Source organism: Mycobacterium sp. NPDC049093, assembly GCF_040704635.1.
In the GTDB taxonomy this organism is placed as follows: domain Bacteria; phylum Actinomycetota; class Actinomycetes; order Mycobacteriales; family Mycobacteriaceae; genus Mycobacterium.
The window spans coordinates 416,682-431,060 of record NZ_JBEZJS010000005.1 but is presented as its reverse complement, the minus strand read 5'-3'; the positions used below and the strand labels follow the sequence as shown (position 1 = coordinate 431,060).

The window sequence follows — 14,379 nt, the reverse complement described above, 5'->3', positions numbered from 1 at the left end:
CGCCATCATGCGCGTGCGGCTGTGGTGTGGGCTTGGATATTTTTGTCCCGGATCGACTGCGCGAGGAGTTGCAGCGCGTCCGCCGAACTCGAACCTTCCGCGGTCGTCACGACACACAGCGATTGGTCGACGTCCCGGGCAATCGCCAGGTTCTGCATGGTGACGGTGAGTGATCCGGCCAGCGGATGACGCATCTCATAGGAGTCGGCCTCGCACGGCTTGACCCGGTGATCGGCCCAGAGCGCGACGAATTCCGGGCTCTTGACCGACAATTCACCGATCAGGGCGGACAGCAGTGCATCGTCGGGATATCGCCCCGCGGCCCGGCGCAGACTGCCGACCACCGTGCGCACCTTGCGGCCCCAGTCCGCGTAGAGATCGCGGGTGTGCGGATCGAGGAACAGCAGCCGGGCCAGGTTGGGCCGGGTCGCCGGGTGGTCCACCGAGGTGAAATCCAGATGGCCGGCCAACAGGGCGTGGCCCAGCTCGTTCCAGGCCAGCACGTCAGTGCGCCGGCCGATCACCAGCACCGGCAGATGGTCCAGGGAGCGCAACAGATCGCGGGTAAAGGTGCTGACGCGTTCGACGGGAGGCCGGCGGGGCGGCTGTACGCGCTGGGACGCCAACTCCCGCAGATGCGCCTGCTCGTGAACATCGAGTTGCAGAGCCCGGGCCAGCGCGTCGAGGATCGCCTCCGAGGCATTCACCGACTGCCCCTGCTCCAACCGCGTGTAGTAGGAAACGCTGACCCCGGCCAACTGGGCGACCTCTTCGCGCCGCAGACCGGCCACACGTCGTCGTTCGCCGTACCGGGCCAGGCCCACATCCTCCGGATGCAGCCGCCCGCGCCGGGCCCGCAGGAACTCGCCGAGTTGTCCGGTGCTCATCAGCCCACTATGCCTCCGGCTCGAGGGGCGTGCCTATCCCTGCCAGTGGTAGGCACGAGCGGGTCTGGTTGGCCGGTCAGGGCGTCCCCAAGCTGGGGGCATGAGCGAGATTGTGTTGGGCGACGTCACGGTGACCCGGGTCATGGAGTACTACGGCTCGGTGCGGCTGTCGCCGCAGGAGTTCTTCCCGGAGAGCGGCGACGACATGTGGCGGCGCAACGAGGATTGGCTGGCCCCGGATTTCTACGATCCCGGCCACGACGACTGCATATCGGCCCTCCAGACCTGGCTGCTGCGCAGCGAGGGCCGCACCATCCTGGTCGACACCGGGGTGGGCAACCACAAGGAGCGGCCGCACGCCCCGGTGTGGCATCACCTGGACACTGATTTTCTGGGCAACCTGGCCCGGGCCGGGGTCGCACCCGAAGACGTCGACGTGGTGATCAATACCCACCTGCACATCGATCACGTCGGCTGGAACACCTACCTCGACGAGGGCAGCTGGGTCCCGACGTTCCCCAACGCCACCTACCTGATGCCGCGAGCCGACTTCGATTTCTTTAACCCGGCCAACCGCGGCGCACCCGTCTCGGGACGGGACAACGTCTTCCTCGACAGTGTCGCGCCGGTCCACGAGTCCGGTCAGACCACATTGTGGGAGAACAGCTTTCTGATCGACGGCAACCTCACCCTGGAGCCGGCTCCCGGACATACCCCAGGCTCGGCGGTGGTCCGGTTGCAGTCGGGCGGTGACCGGGCGGTGTTCGTCGGCGACATGATGCACACCGCGCTGCAGATCGCTGAACCCGATGTCAACAGCTGCTACTGCGAGGATCCCGAACAGGCGCGGGCATCGCGGCGACGGGTACTCGGCCACGCCGCCGATACCAACACGCTGGTGATACCGGCTCATTTCGGCGGTCACGGCGCGGCCGAGGTGATGCGGGACGGGGACCGATTCGCGGTCAAGGAATGGGCAGCGTTCGAGCGGGTGACAGCATGATCGACCCGACCGTCGACACCGCCACCGGGACGGTGCGGGGAATCCGCACCGTCAACGGCTCGGCCTTCCTCGGGATCCCGTACGCCACACCGCCCAGCATCACCGGTCGCTTCGCGGCCCCGGCAGCACACGAGCCGTGGCGCGGCGTGCGCGATGCGACCCGACTCGGGCCGACGGCGCCACAGCCACGTCGAAACGGCTTCGGGCGCTTGGATATGTCACCGTTCTTCGGGCCGGGGTGGACGCGTGGTTCGGACTACCTCACGGTCAACCTCTGGGTTCCGCCGGACGCACGGCGACGCCCGGTCATGGTGTTCGTCCACGGCGGCGGTTTCGTGGCGGGCTCCACCCATTCACCGCTCTACGACGGCACCGCCTTCGCCCGCGACGGCGTGGTGTTGGTGACGGTCACCTACCGGCTGGGCATCACCGGATTTCTCGACCTGCCCGGCGCGGCACCCAACCGCGGCCTGCTCGACGTGCTGGCCGCGCTGGAGTGGGTGCAGGCCAACATCGAGGCCTTCGGTGGTGATCCCGGCAACGTCACCCTGTTCGGCCAGTCCGCCGGTGCGACGATCACCGCCGGAGCCCTGGCCGCAGCCAGCGCGGACAAGCTGATCCGGCGCGCAATCATGCAGAGCGGCAACGGCTTCGGTGCGTTCCATCCGGAGCAGGCCGAACGGGTCAGCCGGGCGGCCGCCAAGGTTCTCGACGTCGAGGCCACGGTCATCGGATTTGACGCCCTCTCCGATGAACAGCTGGTCGAGGCGATCTCCGAGCTGGCGCGGCTTGATCTGCGCACCGAAGGACGTTTCGACCCATTGCTGGGGTTGAGCCCGTTCAGTCTGGTGCTGACCGAACAGCCTGCACGGCAGCTCAATCCGGCCGTGGGCCTGCTGATCGGGACCAACACCGAAGAGGGCAACCTGTACCTGGTTCCGCAGGGAACCTTCGACTCCTCGACCCGCGACGACGTCGAGCGGCTCGCCGCGCAGGTCGACGCCGACCCGGCCGCCGTGGTCCAGCGGTACCGCTCCCGCTTCCCCCGGGCGGGCTGGGGTCAGCTGCGCTCGGCAATCCTGGGCGACGCGTTGTTCCGCACGGGCAGTGACCGCACGGCTCAAGCCCATGGTGCGGCGCATCGTTACGAATTCAGTTGGCGCTCAGAAGCAGTGGACGGCATGCTGGGCGCGGCTCACGCCGTGGAACTGCCGTTCGTCTTCGAACGCACCGGCCTGGAGTCGGTACGTGGCCCCGGTGCCCTGCTGGGGCCCGGCGAGCCTCCGGCGGCATTGGCCGCCGAGATGCACGGTGCCTGGGTCCGTTACGCCACCACGGGAGATCCGGGCTGGGCGCCGGGGGAGACGCGCCGATTCACCGGTGTGGGTTGATCCCGATGTGACTCGGCAACGGGGTGCGGCGTTGGGCGTACTGCGTGGGCGTCATCGCGGTGAACGATCGGAACTCGCGGACGAGATGCGCCTGGTCGAAGTAGCCCAGATCGGCCGCGATCCGGGCACCGTTGGCGTCGCCGGCGTCCAACAGCCTCATGGCCGCCTGGAACCGACGCACCCGCAGATAGGTCTTGGGCGTCAGGCCCACCTCGGCGCGGAAAGACGCGATCAGCCGTCGGGCCGACAACCCGGTCAGGGCCGACGCCTCGGCCACCCGCAGCGAGGGTTGACGTTCGGCCGCGAGCAAGACCGCACCGACGGCGAGATCGCGGGATCTCATGCGCGCCAGCAGAAATGACTCCACCAGCGCCACCCTCGACCGAGCCGAGGACACGTCGATCAGTCGGGCGCGCAGGGTCGATGCGTCGCGACCCCAGATCGTGTCCAGGTCCACACAGTGGTCCTCCAGGTCGTCCTGCGGCGCCGGCAGGAACGCCGACGCGCCACCGGGACGGAAATGGATGGTCAGCACGGTCTGCGACGGATCGATCTGGGTGACGTACGAGGTCACACCGGCCCCGGCGATGAAGGCGGTCCCGACGTCGAGACGGGTGGTGCCATCGGCGGCGAAGAAATCGACCCGCTCGCGGGAACCGAGATCGATGATCACGGTGGCGGCGCCGCGGGGGAGGGCACGGCTGTGATGGGTCGTCGACTGCGCGTTGTGCCAGTATCCGAAGAACTGAACATGGGCGGCCAGCGGTGGGCTCGGACGTAGCAATACCGGGCCGGCCACCTCAATCCCCTGGCTGCTGCATTCCGGCCAGTGCGTCGAGCATCGAACGCAACTGGTCGATGAGTTGTTCGGGGGAGTAGGTGATCTCGCCGGACAACCACGCGCTGATGGTCTGGGTGACGCCGCCGACCGCGAAATGGGAAGTGGCCCGCAGGTAGTCGTTCGCGCGCAGCTGCAGGGCATCGCCGGCGTGCTGACCGAGCAGGGTGGCGAAGAGCGCGGTGGACTCGGCGCGCTTGCGTGCCAGTACCTCGTTGGACAGCTTGACGCTGAACAGCAGCCGGCCGATCCGCGGGTCTTTGGCGATCAGATGCACGATGTTGGTCATCCCGGCGGTGGTCTGATCGGCCAGCGGAACGGCCGCGACGGCCGCCTGTGTCGAGGTCGCGATATCGGCGATCACCCAGTCATAGACCGCGGCGATGAAGTCGTTCTTGTCGGTGAAGCTCTCGTAGAAATACCGCGCGGCCAAACCGGCGGTGCGGCACACAGCCCGCACGGTGACCTCGGCGTCTTCGGCTCCCAGCAGATCCAGCCCGGCCTCCAGCAGCTGGCTGCGGCGCTGCGCCAGGCGGTCGGCGGCTTCGACGCCGCGGTACGGGCGGACCTGCTTCACCCCCACATCTTGACACCTGTCACTCCGGCGGGCCAGTATCAGGAAACACAGGTTCTCAGTTTCTAGAAGGGGTGGCCATGACGGTCAGCGAACCGATCCCGCACGTCGAGCGGCCGATGAACGAGTCGCCGCGGCCCGGCGCCGCGCCCAAGCGCCGGCGCGGCGCGAGCTTCGACGACGGGCTGATGGGCGTGGCACTGCTGGCCGGCCCGGCCAACGTGATCATGCAGCTGGCCAACCCCGGCGTCGGCTACGGCGTGGTCGAGAGCCGCGTCGAGAGCGGCCGCACCGACCTGCACCCGATCAAGCGGGCCAGGACCACCTTCACCTACCTGGCCGTGGCCACCCGCGGCAGCGACGCACAGAAGTCGGCCTACCGGCGTGCGGTCAACAAGGCGCACGCGCAGGTGTACTCCACCGAGGACAGCCCGGTGAAGTACAACGCGTTCGACAAGAACCTCCAGCTCTGGGTGGCTGCCTGCCTCTACAAGGGCGGCGTCGACGTGTTCCGGATGTTCATCGGCGAGCTGGACGACGAGACCGCCGACCAGCACTACCGCGACAGTGTCACGATGGGCACCACACTGCAGGTGCCCGAGTCGATGTGGCCGGCCGACCGGGCTGCGTTCGACCGGTACTGGGAGGAATCCCTGGAAAAGCTGCACATCGACGACACCGTGCGCGGCTATCTGTATCCGATCGCGGCGGGACGGCCCAAGAACCCGGTGCTGCCCCGCTTCGTGCAGCGTCGGCTCGATGCAGTGGCCCTGCTGATCACCACGGGATTCCTGCCGCAGCGGTTCCGTGAGGAGATGCGGTTGCCGTGGGATGCCAAGAGTCAGAAGCGGTTCGACCAGCTGATCAAAGTGCTCCGCACGATCAACGACCTGCTGCCCTCGGTCCTGCGGCAGTTCCCGTTCAATGTGCTGCTCAAAGACCTCGACTGGCGGATCCGCACCGGCCGTCCGTTGGTGTAGCTGTCAGGCTCGCGGCGTACCCTCGCGCGGGTGCGTACAGACAATGACAACTGGGACATCACCACGAGCGTAGGTTCGACAGCGTTATTCGTCGCTGCCTCAAGAGCATTGGAGGCGCAGAAGTCCGATCCGCTTGCCGTCGACAAGTATGCCGAGGTGTTCTGTCGCGCGGTCGGTGGCGAATGGACGACGGCGGTCGAGGGCACCGACCCCGAGCATCCGCTGCAGACCGAATTCGGCGAGAGCTTCGTCAACTTCCAGGGCGCCCGCACCAAGTTCTTCGACGAGTACTTCACCCGGGCCATCGACGCCGGGGTCAAGCAGGTCGTGCTGCTGGCGGCCGGCCTGGACTCACGGGCCTACCGCCTGCCGTGGGCCGACGGCACCGTGGTCTACGAGTTGGATCAGCCCCGGGTGCTCGAGTTCAAGCGCGACACCATCGAGCGGCTGGGTGAGGCGCCGACGGCCGAGCGGCGCGAGGTGGCGATCGATCTGCGCGACGACTGGCCGCGCGCGCTGCAGGAGAGCGGCTTCGACCCGGCGCGGCCGTCGGCCTGGATCGCCGAGGGACTGTTGATCTATCTGCCTGCCACAGCACAGGAACGGCTGTTTGCTGGAATTGACGCGCTGGCCGCGCCGGGCAGCTTCGTCGGCATCGAGGAAGCGATCCCGATGCCGGACGAGGCATTCCAGGCCAAGCGCGCCGAAGCCGTCTCCTCCGGAGAGGAGAACGCCTTCTTCACTCTCGTGTACAACCAGCAGCACGCGCCCGCGCAGCGGTGGTTCGGCGAGCGTGGCTGGGAAGCCGCTGAGACTCCGCTGCACGACTATCTGACCGGCGCCGGCCGGCCTGTGCCTGCTCCGGACTCCGAAGCAGGCCTGATGACGGGAACTATCACCTTGGTCGCCGCGACCAAAAGGTGAGGCAGTTCACGAGCTAGCCCGAGTACGTGCCTCTCGACAGTTAAGTTATGCAATGCTAACTTCAGCGAAAGTTAGCTTAGCCATACATAAGGGAGAGATTCGGGGGCTTAGTCGCTCCCGTGCACGCATATGGGTAGTGACACGCTTGCGGCTCCGCCTCAGGGAGCGCCCCGGCTCGATCGCGATGTGATCAGCCGTTTCGCCACATGTTGTCGTGCGCTGGGCCTGACGGTGAACGACCGGCAGCGGCCGGCCGACCTCACCGCAGCCCGGTCCGGCTTTGCTGGATTGGCACACATCGCGCACGACCACTGTGACGCCTGGACGGGCCTGGCCGCCGCGGGCGACGTGTCCGGTGCGGTCATCGACGCGGTGTGGCGCACCCGGGCCAGCGCCGGTCTGCTCCAGCGCGAGATCGACCTGGCTGCCGGTGACCTCGGTTTCACCTATGACAGTGGGCTGTATCTACAGTTCCGCGCCAGTGAGGTCGACGACTTCCAGCTGGCCTACGCGGCACGCCGCGCCGCCCAGGGTGAACTCGCCGAGGCGGACGCGCTCGTTGGCGATCTCCTCGCTCGCCGGCCGGGTTGGCTGAACGCCACCTGGCTGCGCGTGGCGATCAACCACCGGGCCCAGCGCTGGAACGACGTGGTGCGGCTGCTCACCCCGGTGGTCACCAACCCGTCGCTCGACGAGGTCACTGCGCACGCCGCCCGCGTCACCCTGGGCATCGCGCTGGCCCGGCTCGGCATGCTGGCGCCCGCGCTGTCGTACCTGGAGGACCCGTCCGGCCCGATCACGGTGGCCGCGCTCGACGGCGCGCTCGCCAAGGCGCTGACGCTGCGCGGGCAGGGCGAGGACGAAGACGCGAGCGAGGTGCTGCAGGACCTCTTCGCCGCCCACCCGGAGAACAAGCAGGTTGAAGAGGCCCTGTCGGATCCGACTTTCGGGCTGCTCCTCACCAATGCCGCCCGCATCGACGCGCGTACCGATCCGTGGGACCCGGAGACCGAACCGTCGGAGTCCGACTTCGTCGACCCGGGTGCCAAGGAACGCAAGGCGCACCTGCTCGTCGAGGCCGAAGCCGAGCTCGCCGAGTTCATCGGCCTGGAAGAAGTGAAGTTCCAGGTAGCGCGGCTGAAGAGCTCGGTCGCCATGTCGATCCGCCGCCAGGAGCGCGGGCTGGCCGTCGCTCAGCGCACCAACCACCTCGTGTTCGCCGGGCCGCCCGGAACGGGTAAGACCACCATCGCCCGCGTCGTCGCCAAGATCTATTGCGGCCTCGGACTTCTCAAGAAGGAGACGGTCCGTGAGGTGCACCGTGCCGACCTGATCGGCCAGCACATCGGTGAGACCGAGGCCAAGACCAACGCCATCATCGACAGTGCGCTCGACGGCGTGCTGTTCCTCGACGAGGCCTATGCCCTGGTGTCCACCGGCGCCAAGAACGACTTCGGCCTGGTCGCCATCGACACGCTGCTGGCGCGCATGGAGAACGACCGTGACCGCTTGGTCGTGATCGTCGCGGGGTACCGCAAGGACCTCGACATGTTCCTCGACACCAACGAAGGTCTGCGCTCGCGCTTCACCCGCAGCATCGACTTCCCGTCCTACTCCTCGTCCGAACTCGTCGAGATCGCCGAGCGGATGGCCGAGAAGCGGGACAGCACGTTCGAGAAGACCGCGCACGACGAGATGGAGCGGCTGTTCGGCTACCTGGCCGAGGCCACCACGCCCGACGCCCAAGGTGTGCCGCGGCGCAGCCTGGACATCGCGGGCAACGGCCGCTTCGTCCGCAACCTGGTCGAGCGTTCCGAGGAGGAGCGCGAGTACCGCCTCGACCATTCCGACCACGACGACTTCACCGACGAGGAAATGATGACGATCACCGCCGGTGACGTGAACAGTTCGGCCGGCCCGCTGCTGCGCGGCCTGGGGCTGACGGTGCCCGCATGACCGCGCCCGGACCGGACGAGCGTCGTTCGTTCAGCTCCCGCACGCCCAACAACGAGAACCCTGACGGGGTGCAGTACCGGCGTGGCTTCGTCACCAAGAACCAGGTCACCGGCTGGCGATTCATCATGCGCCGCATCGCTTCTGGCGTGGCGCTGCACGACACCCGCATGCTGGTCGACCCGCTGCGTACGCAGAGCCGGGCGGTGCTGACCGGCGCCTTGATCATGATCACCGGCCTGATCGGCTGTTTCCTGTTCTCGTTGTTCCGTCCGGGCGGGGCTGCCGGAAACGATGCCGTTCTCGCCGACCGGTCCACGGCCGCGCTGTATGTGCGGGTGGGCGAGCAGCTGCATCCCGTGCTCAACCTGACCTCGGCGCGGTTGATCACCGGCAAGTCGGACAACCCGAGTACGGTCAAGACCAGTGAGATCGACAAGTTCCCGCGCGGCAACCTGCTGGGCATCGCCGGTGCGCCCGAGCGGATGGTGCAGAGCACCAGCACCGACGCGGATTGGACTGTGTGCGACGCGGTTTCGGGCGCCAATGCCGGTGTGACGGTCATTGCCGGCACCCTCGCGTCGGGCGGTGAGCGTGCTCTGACGCTGACGTCGGATGCGGCCGTCCTGGTGCACAACAGCGAGGGCCCCACGCCGGGCGACTGGCTGCTGTGGGCCGGCAAACGCAGCCCGGTCGATCTGGCCAACCGCGCCGTCACCGATGCCCTCGGTCTCGGCGGACAGATCCCCACGCCGCGACCCATCGCGGCCGGCCTGTTCAATGCGATCCCCGAAGCCCCGGCGCTGGCGGCTCCGCACATCGCCGACGCCGGTGCGCCGACGAGCTACGAGCTGTCGACCCAGGTGCCCGTCGGTGGCGTGGTGGCGGCCTACGACGCCGACAACACCGCCCGCTACTACGCGGTGCTCAATGACGGCCTGCAGCCGGTCTCGCCGGTACTGGCCGCAATCCTGCGCAACACCAACTCCTATGGCCTGGACCAGGCGCCGCGGATCGGGCCCGACGAGGTGTCGCGGATGCCCGTGTCGCACGCCATCGACACCGCCGGCTACCCGGAGGCTCCGGTCAAGCTGGTCGCGCCGTCGACTGCTCCGGTGACCTGTGCCCAGTGGATCAAGCCGACGGGTGCCACCGAGAGCAAGCTGTCGGTCCTCTCCGGTGCGGCGTTGCCGGTGCCGGACGGCCTGCACACTGTCGACCTGGTCGGAGCGGGCAGTAACGGCGCCGCCAACCGGGTCGCGCTCACTCCGGGCAGCGGCTACTTCGTCCAGACCGTCGGGGCCGAGCCGGGCTCGCCGACCGCAGGCTCTTTGTTCTGGGTCAGCGACACCGGTGTCCGCTACGGCATCGACACCGCCGGCGACGCCAAAGTTGTCGAGGCGCTTGGCCTCACCTCCCCGGCCCTGCCCATTCCGTGGTCGATCCTGACGCAGTTCGCGGCCGGTCCGACCCTGTCCCGTGGCGACGCCCTGACCGCACACGATGCGCTGTCGCCCAACGCAAATGCTGCACGCCTGGAGGCGACGACCCGATGAGCCGGCTGATCTTCGAGCACCAGCGCAGGCTGGCCCCGCCGACCACCCGCAAGGGCACCATCACGATCGAGCCGCCGCCCCAGTTGGAGCGGATGGTCCCGCCGTCGCTGCTGCGCCGGGTGCTGCCTTACCTGATCGTCATCCTGATCGTGGGCATGATCGTGGCCCTGTTCGCCACCGGCATGAAGATGATCTCGCCGACGATGCTGTTCTTCCCGTTCGTGCTGCTGCTGGCCGCCACCGCGCTCTACCGCGGCGGCAACAAGATGCGCACCGAGGAGGTCGACGCCGAACGCGCCGACTACCTGCGCTACCTGTCGGTGGTGCGCGACAACGTCCGTGCCCATGCCGCCGAGCAGCGCAAGGCGCTGGAGTGGTCACACCCGGAGCCTGCAGGTCTGGCCTCCGTCCCGGGCACGCGCAGGCAGTGGGAACGCGATCCGCGCGACCGCGACTTCCTGGTGCTGCGCGCCGGATTGCACGATGTGCCGCTGGATGCCGCGCTCAAGGTCAAGGACACCGCCGACGAGATCGACCTGGAACCGGTGTCGCACAGCACCCTTCGCGGTCTGCTCGACGTGCAGCGCACCGTGCGTGATGCCCCGACCGGCATCGACGTCACCAAGCTCGCCCGGATCACCGTGATCGGTGAGGCCGAGGAAGTCCGGGATGCGTTGCGGGCCTGGATCGCCCAGGCCGTCACCTGGCACGACCCGACGATGCTCGGGGTGGCGCTGGCCTCTCCCGACATCGATTCCGACGCCTGGTCGTGGCTGAAGTGGCTTCCGCACGTGGATATCCCGTCGCAGGCCGACGGTGTCGGCCCGGCCCGGTACCTGACCACCGGTGTCGCCGAGCTGCGCGAGCACCTCGACTCGGCCCTGGTCGGCCGGCCCGCGTTCCCGGCCGAGGCGGACCAGGTGCTCAAGCACCTGCTGGTCGTCCTCGACGATCCCGAGGCCGATCCCGATGACATCGCGCGGAAGCCCGGGCTGACCGGCGTGACCGTGATCCACCGCAGCGACAAGCTGCCGAACCGTGAGCAGTACCCGGATCCCGAGCGGCCCATCCTGCGGGTCACCGAGGGCCGGATCGAGCGGTGGCAGAGCAGCGGCTGGCAGCCCTACGTCGGTCAGGCTGACACGATGTCGGCCGCCGAGGCCGCCCACATCGCGCGGCGGTTGTCGCGTTGGGACTCCAACCCCGGTTACGTGCGCTCCACCGCCACCGGCGGTGCCACCTTCGGCACGCTGCTCGACATCCCGGATGCCTCGGCCCTGGACGTGGCCAGCCTGTGGGCCCCGCGTAACCGTGACGACGAGCTGCGGGTTCCGATCGGCGTCACCGCCACCGGCGAACCGCTGTACTTCGACCTCAAGGACGAAGCCGAGGGCGGCATGGGCCCGCACGGCCTGATGATCGGTATGACGGGCTCGGGCAAGTCCCAGACCCTGATGTCGATCCTGTTGTCGCTGTTGACCACTCACTCCGCCGACCGGCTCATCGTGATCTACGCCGACTTCAAGGGTGAGGCCGGAGCCGACATCTTCCGCAACTTCCCGCAGGTCGTCGCGGTCATCTCGAACATGGCCGAGAAGCGGTCGCTGGCCGACCGGTTCGCCGACACCCTGCGCGGTGAGGTGGCCCGCCGTGAGCAGCTGCTCAAGGAGGCCGGCCGCCGGGTGCAGGGCAGCGCCTTCAACTCGGTGACCGAGTACGAGGCCGCGATCGCCGCCGGGCATGACCTGCCGCCGATGCCGACACTGTTCGTGGTCGCCGACGAGTTCACGTTGATGCTCGCCGAGCATCCCGAGTACGCGGACCTGTTCGATTACGTTGCGCGCAAGGGCCGCTCGTTCCGGATCCACATCCTGTTCGCGTCGCAGACCCTCGACGTGGGCCGCATCAAGGACATCGACAAGAACACGTCGTACCGGATCGGCCTGAAGGTGGCCAGCCCCAGCATCTCTCGCCAGATCATCGGGGTCGAGGACGCCTATCACATCGAATCGGGCCGCGAGCACAAGGGCGAGGGCTTCCTGGTGCCCGCCCCTGGTGCGGTGCCGGTCAAGTTCCGGAGCACCTATGTCGACGGCATCTACGACCCGCCGCGGGCCGAGAAGTCGATCGTGGTCCGGGCACTGCCGCAGCCGCAGCTGTTCACGGCCTCGCGGGTGGAGCCTGAACCCGATACCGTGATCGTCACGAACGAGCCCGAGATCGACGTGCTGCCGCCGCGCAAGCTGATCGCCACCATCGGCGACCAGTTGGCCACCTACGGCCCGCAGGCACCGAAGCTGTGGCTGCCGCCGCTGGATGGCGCGATCGCCCTGGACGACGTGCTGGCCCGCACCGAGGTGGAGCCCGGTCAACTGCGTTGGCCGCTCGGCGAGATCGACAAGCCGTTCGAGATGCGTCGCGACGCCCTGGTGTTCGACGCCAACTCGTCGGCAGCCAACGTGCTGATCCACGGCGGTCCGCGCTCGGGCAAGTCGACCGCGTTGCAGACCTTCGTCCTGTCGGCCGCAGCGCTGCACTCGCCGAGCGAGGTCAGCTTCTACTGCCTGGACTACGGCGGCGGACAGCTCGCCGGCCTGGAGGGTCTGGCCCACGTCGGCAGTGTGGCCACCCCGCTGGAGCCCGAGCGCATCCGGCGTACCTTCGGCGAGCTCGAGCAGCTGCTGCAGGCCCGCCAGCGGCAGGGCGCCGTGAGCCGGGTGGGTAGTTACGCAGACGGGTATGGCGAGGTCTTCTTGATCATCGACAACCTGTACGCGTTCAGCCGCGACAACACCGACACGTTCAATACGCGTAACCCGTTGCTGGCCAAGGTGACCGAGCTGGCCAACACTGGCCTTGCCTACGGCATCCACGTCGTGATCACCACGCCGAACTGGCTGGAGGTGCCGTTGGCGATGCGTGACGGCCTGGGTCTGCGACTCGAGCTCAAACTGCACGACAGCCACGACAGCATCGTGCGGGTGGTGGGTGCGCTGCGCCGGCCGGCCGAGTCGGTGCCCGCCGATCAGCCGGGCCGCGGCCTGACCATGGCCGCCGAACACTTCCTGTTCGCCGAGCCGCAGCTGAGCGACATCGCCGTCATCAACGCCCGCTACCCGGGCCAGAGTGCACCCCCGGTGCGGCTGCTGCCGACCGCGCTGGCCCCCGCCGCGCTGGCCCCGCTGTACCCGGCCGCCGAACAGGTGGTCATCGGGCAGCGTGAAGAGGATCTGGCACCGGTGGTGCTGGACTTCAAGCACAACCCGCTGCTGGCGGTGTTCGGCGATACGAAGTCGGGTAAGACCACGCTGCTGCGTCACATCATCCGGACCATCCGGGAGAACTCCCGGCCGGACGAGGTGGCCTTCACCGTCATCGACCGACGACTGCATCTGGTCGAGGAGCCGTTGTTCCCGGACAACGAGTACACGGCCAACATCGACCGCGTGCTGCCCGCGATGCTGGGACTGTCGGCGCTCATCGAGAAGCGCCGTCCGCCGGCCGGTTTGAGCCCGCAGGAGCTCAGCGCGTGGAACCAGCGGTCCGGGCAGGACGGCCACACGCACTACCTGATCATCGACGACGTGGACCAGATTCCAGACGGCCCCGCGGTCAGCGGTCCATTCGCCGGACAGCGTCCGTGGACCAACATCGTCGGATTGTTGGCCGAGGCCACCGATCTGGGTCTGCGCGTCATCGTGACGGCCCGTGCCACCGGATCGGCCCACGCCGTGATGACGGCACCGCTGCTGCGTCGCCTCAATGATCTGCAGGCGACCACGTTGATGCTGTCGGGCAATCCGGCCGACAGCGGCAAGCTCCGTGGACACCGGTTCGCCCGGTTCCCGGCGGGGCGCGGCATGTTGCTCGGCGACGGTGACGCACCCGAGTTCGTCCAGCTCGTCAACCCACTCATCGATGACACGGCACTTTCCGTGAACAACGGGCGAAAGGAATTCTGATGACATTGCGGGTAGTTCCAGAAGGATTGACCGCCGCCAGCGCGGCCGTGGAGGCGCTCACCGCGCGCCTGGCCGCCGCTCACGCGGCAGCCGCCCCACTGGTCTCGGCGGTGATTCCGCCTGCGGCCGACGCGGTTTCGCTGCAGACCGCGACCGGCTTCAGCGCCCACGGTGCCCAGCACTCGACGATGGCCGCACAGGGTGTCGAGGAGCTCGGACGCTCCGGCGTCGGCGTCGGCGAGTCCGGTGCCAGCTACATGACCGGTGACGCGATGGCGGCTTCGTCCTACCTGACTGCGCGCGGCATCTGA

Annotated in this window: 11 protein-coding genes; 8 read left to right on the top strand and 3 right to left on the bottom strand. The window is 68.1% G+C overall.

Translation table 11 applies throughout. From position 1 onward, the window contains the following. Window positions 1-5: 5 nt before the first annotated feature. Window positions 6-887 carry a helix-turn-helix domain-containing protein gene (locus AB0876_RS22315; RefSeq protein ID WP_526042959.1) on the bottom strand — a complete coding sequence of 294 codons (882 nt, stop codon included), beginning with the start codon at window positions 885-887 and terminating at the stop codon, window positions 6-8. Window positions 888-987: 100 nt separating this feature from the next. On the opposite strand from AB0876_RS22315, the gene AB0876_RS22310 reads away from it, so the two are divergent. Both AB0876_RS22310 and AB0876_RS22305 read left to right on the top strand, forming a co-directional pair. Beyond that, complete coding sequence (locus AB0876_RS22310; protein ID WP_526042958.1) at window positions 988-1,890, top strand: MBL fold metallo-hydrolase; 903 nt, start codon at window positions 988-990, stop codon at window positions 1,888-1,890. Continuing rightward, a complete protein-coding gene (locus tag AB0876_RS22305; RefSeq protein ID WP_526042957.1) occupies window positions 1,887-3,281 on the top strand; it encodes a carboxylesterase/lipase family protein in 1,395 nt (464 codons plus the stop codon). Before AB0876_RS22310 ends, AB0876_RS22305 begins: the two co-directional genes overlap by 4 nt. Here AB0876_RS22305 and AB0876_RS22300 read toward each other — a convergent pair. Further along, a complete protein-coding gene (locus AB0876_RS22300) occupies window positions 3,265-4,080 on the bottom strand; it encodes a helix-turn-helix domain-containing protein (protein WP_526042956.1) in 816 nt (271 codons plus the stop codon). The genes AB0876_RS22305 and AB0876_RS22300 overlap by 17 nt on opposite strands. Window position 4,081: 1 nt before the next feature. After that, entirely contained in the window at window positions 4,082-4,696 is a 615-nt protein-coding gene (locus AB0876_RS22295; protein WP_491842087.1) for a TetR/AcrR family transcriptional regulator, read from the bottom strand. Between the two features lie 77 nt (window positions 4,697-4,773). Here AB0876_RS22295 and AB0876_RS22290 point away from each other — a divergent pair, with 77 nt between their 5' ends. From AB0876_RS22290 to AB0876_RS22265, 6 genes are all read left to right on the top strand, one after another. After that, window positions 4,774-5,673: an oxygenase MpaB family protein gene (locus tag AB0876_RS22290; RefSeq protein ID WP_491842086.1), complete on the top strand. Its 900-nt coding sequence runs from the start codon at window positions 4,774-4,776 to the stop codon at window positions 5,671-5,673. A gap of 30 nt (window positions 5,674-5,703) precedes the next feature. Then, entirely contained in the window at window positions 5,704-6,597 is an 894-nt protein-coding gene (locus tag AB0876_RS22285; RefSeq protein WP_491842085.1) for a class I SAM-dependent methyltransferase, read from the top strand. A gap of 186 nt (window positions 6,598-6,783) precedes the next feature. Then, a complete protein-coding gene (eccA, locus tag AB0876_RS22280; RefSeq protein ID WP_491842198.1) occupies window positions 6,784-8,553 on the top strand; it encodes a type VII secretion AAA-ATPase EccA in 1,770 nt (589 codons plus the stop codon). Beyond that, entirely contained in the window at window positions 8,550-10,106 is a 1,557-nt protein-coding gene (eccB, locus tag AB0876_RS22275) for a type VII secretion protein EccB (protein ID WP_526042955.1), read from the top strand. Before eccA ends, eccB begins: the two co-directional genes overlap by 4 nt. Further along, window positions 10,103-14,068, top strand: coding sequence for a type VII secretion protein EccCa (eccCa, locus tag AB0876_RS22270; RefSeq protein WP_526042954.1), 3,966 nt, complete (start codon window positions 10,103-10,105; stop codon window positions 14,066-14,068). Before eccB ends, eccCa begins: the two co-directional genes overlap by 4 nt. Then, complete coding sequence (locus AB0876_RS22265; protein ID WP_491842082.1) at window positions 14,068-14,379, top strand: PE family protein; 312 nt, start codon at window positions 14,068-14,070, stop codon at window positions 14,377-14,379. The genes eccCa and AB0876_RS22265 overlap by 1 nt, the downstream gene beginning before the upstream one ends.

Excerpts from the sequence above, each read along its gene's own strand:
- AB0876_RS22305 (WP_526042957.1), top strand. The coding sequence starts at position 1,887 with ATGATCGACCCGACCGTCGACACCGCCACCGGGACGGTGCGGGGAATC.
- eccCa (WP_526042954.1), top strand. The coding sequence starts at position 10,103 with ATGAGCCGGCTGATCTTCGAGCACCAGCGCAGGCTGGCCCCGCCGACC.
- AB0876_RS22310 (WP_526042958.1), top strand. The coding sequence starts at position 988 with ATGAGCGAGATTGTGTTGGGCGACGTCACGGTGACCCGGGTCATGGAG.
- AB0876_RS22315 (WP_526042959.1), bottom strand. The coding sequence starts at position 887 with ATGAGCACCGGACAACTCGGCGAGTTCCTGCGGGCCCGGCGCGGGCGG.
- AB0876_RS22290 (WP_491842086.1), top strand. The coding sequence starts at position 4,774 with ATGACGGTCAGCGAACCGATCCCGCACGTCGAGCGGCCGATGAACGAG.
- eccB (WP_526042955.1), top strand. The coding sequence starts at position 8,550 with ATGACCGCGCCCGGACCGGACGAGCGTCGTTCGTTCAGCTCCCGCACG.
- AB0876_RS22265 (WP_491842082.1), top strand. The coding sequence starts at position 14,068 with ATGACATTGCGGGTAGTTCCAGAAGGATTGACCGCCGCCAGCGCGGCC.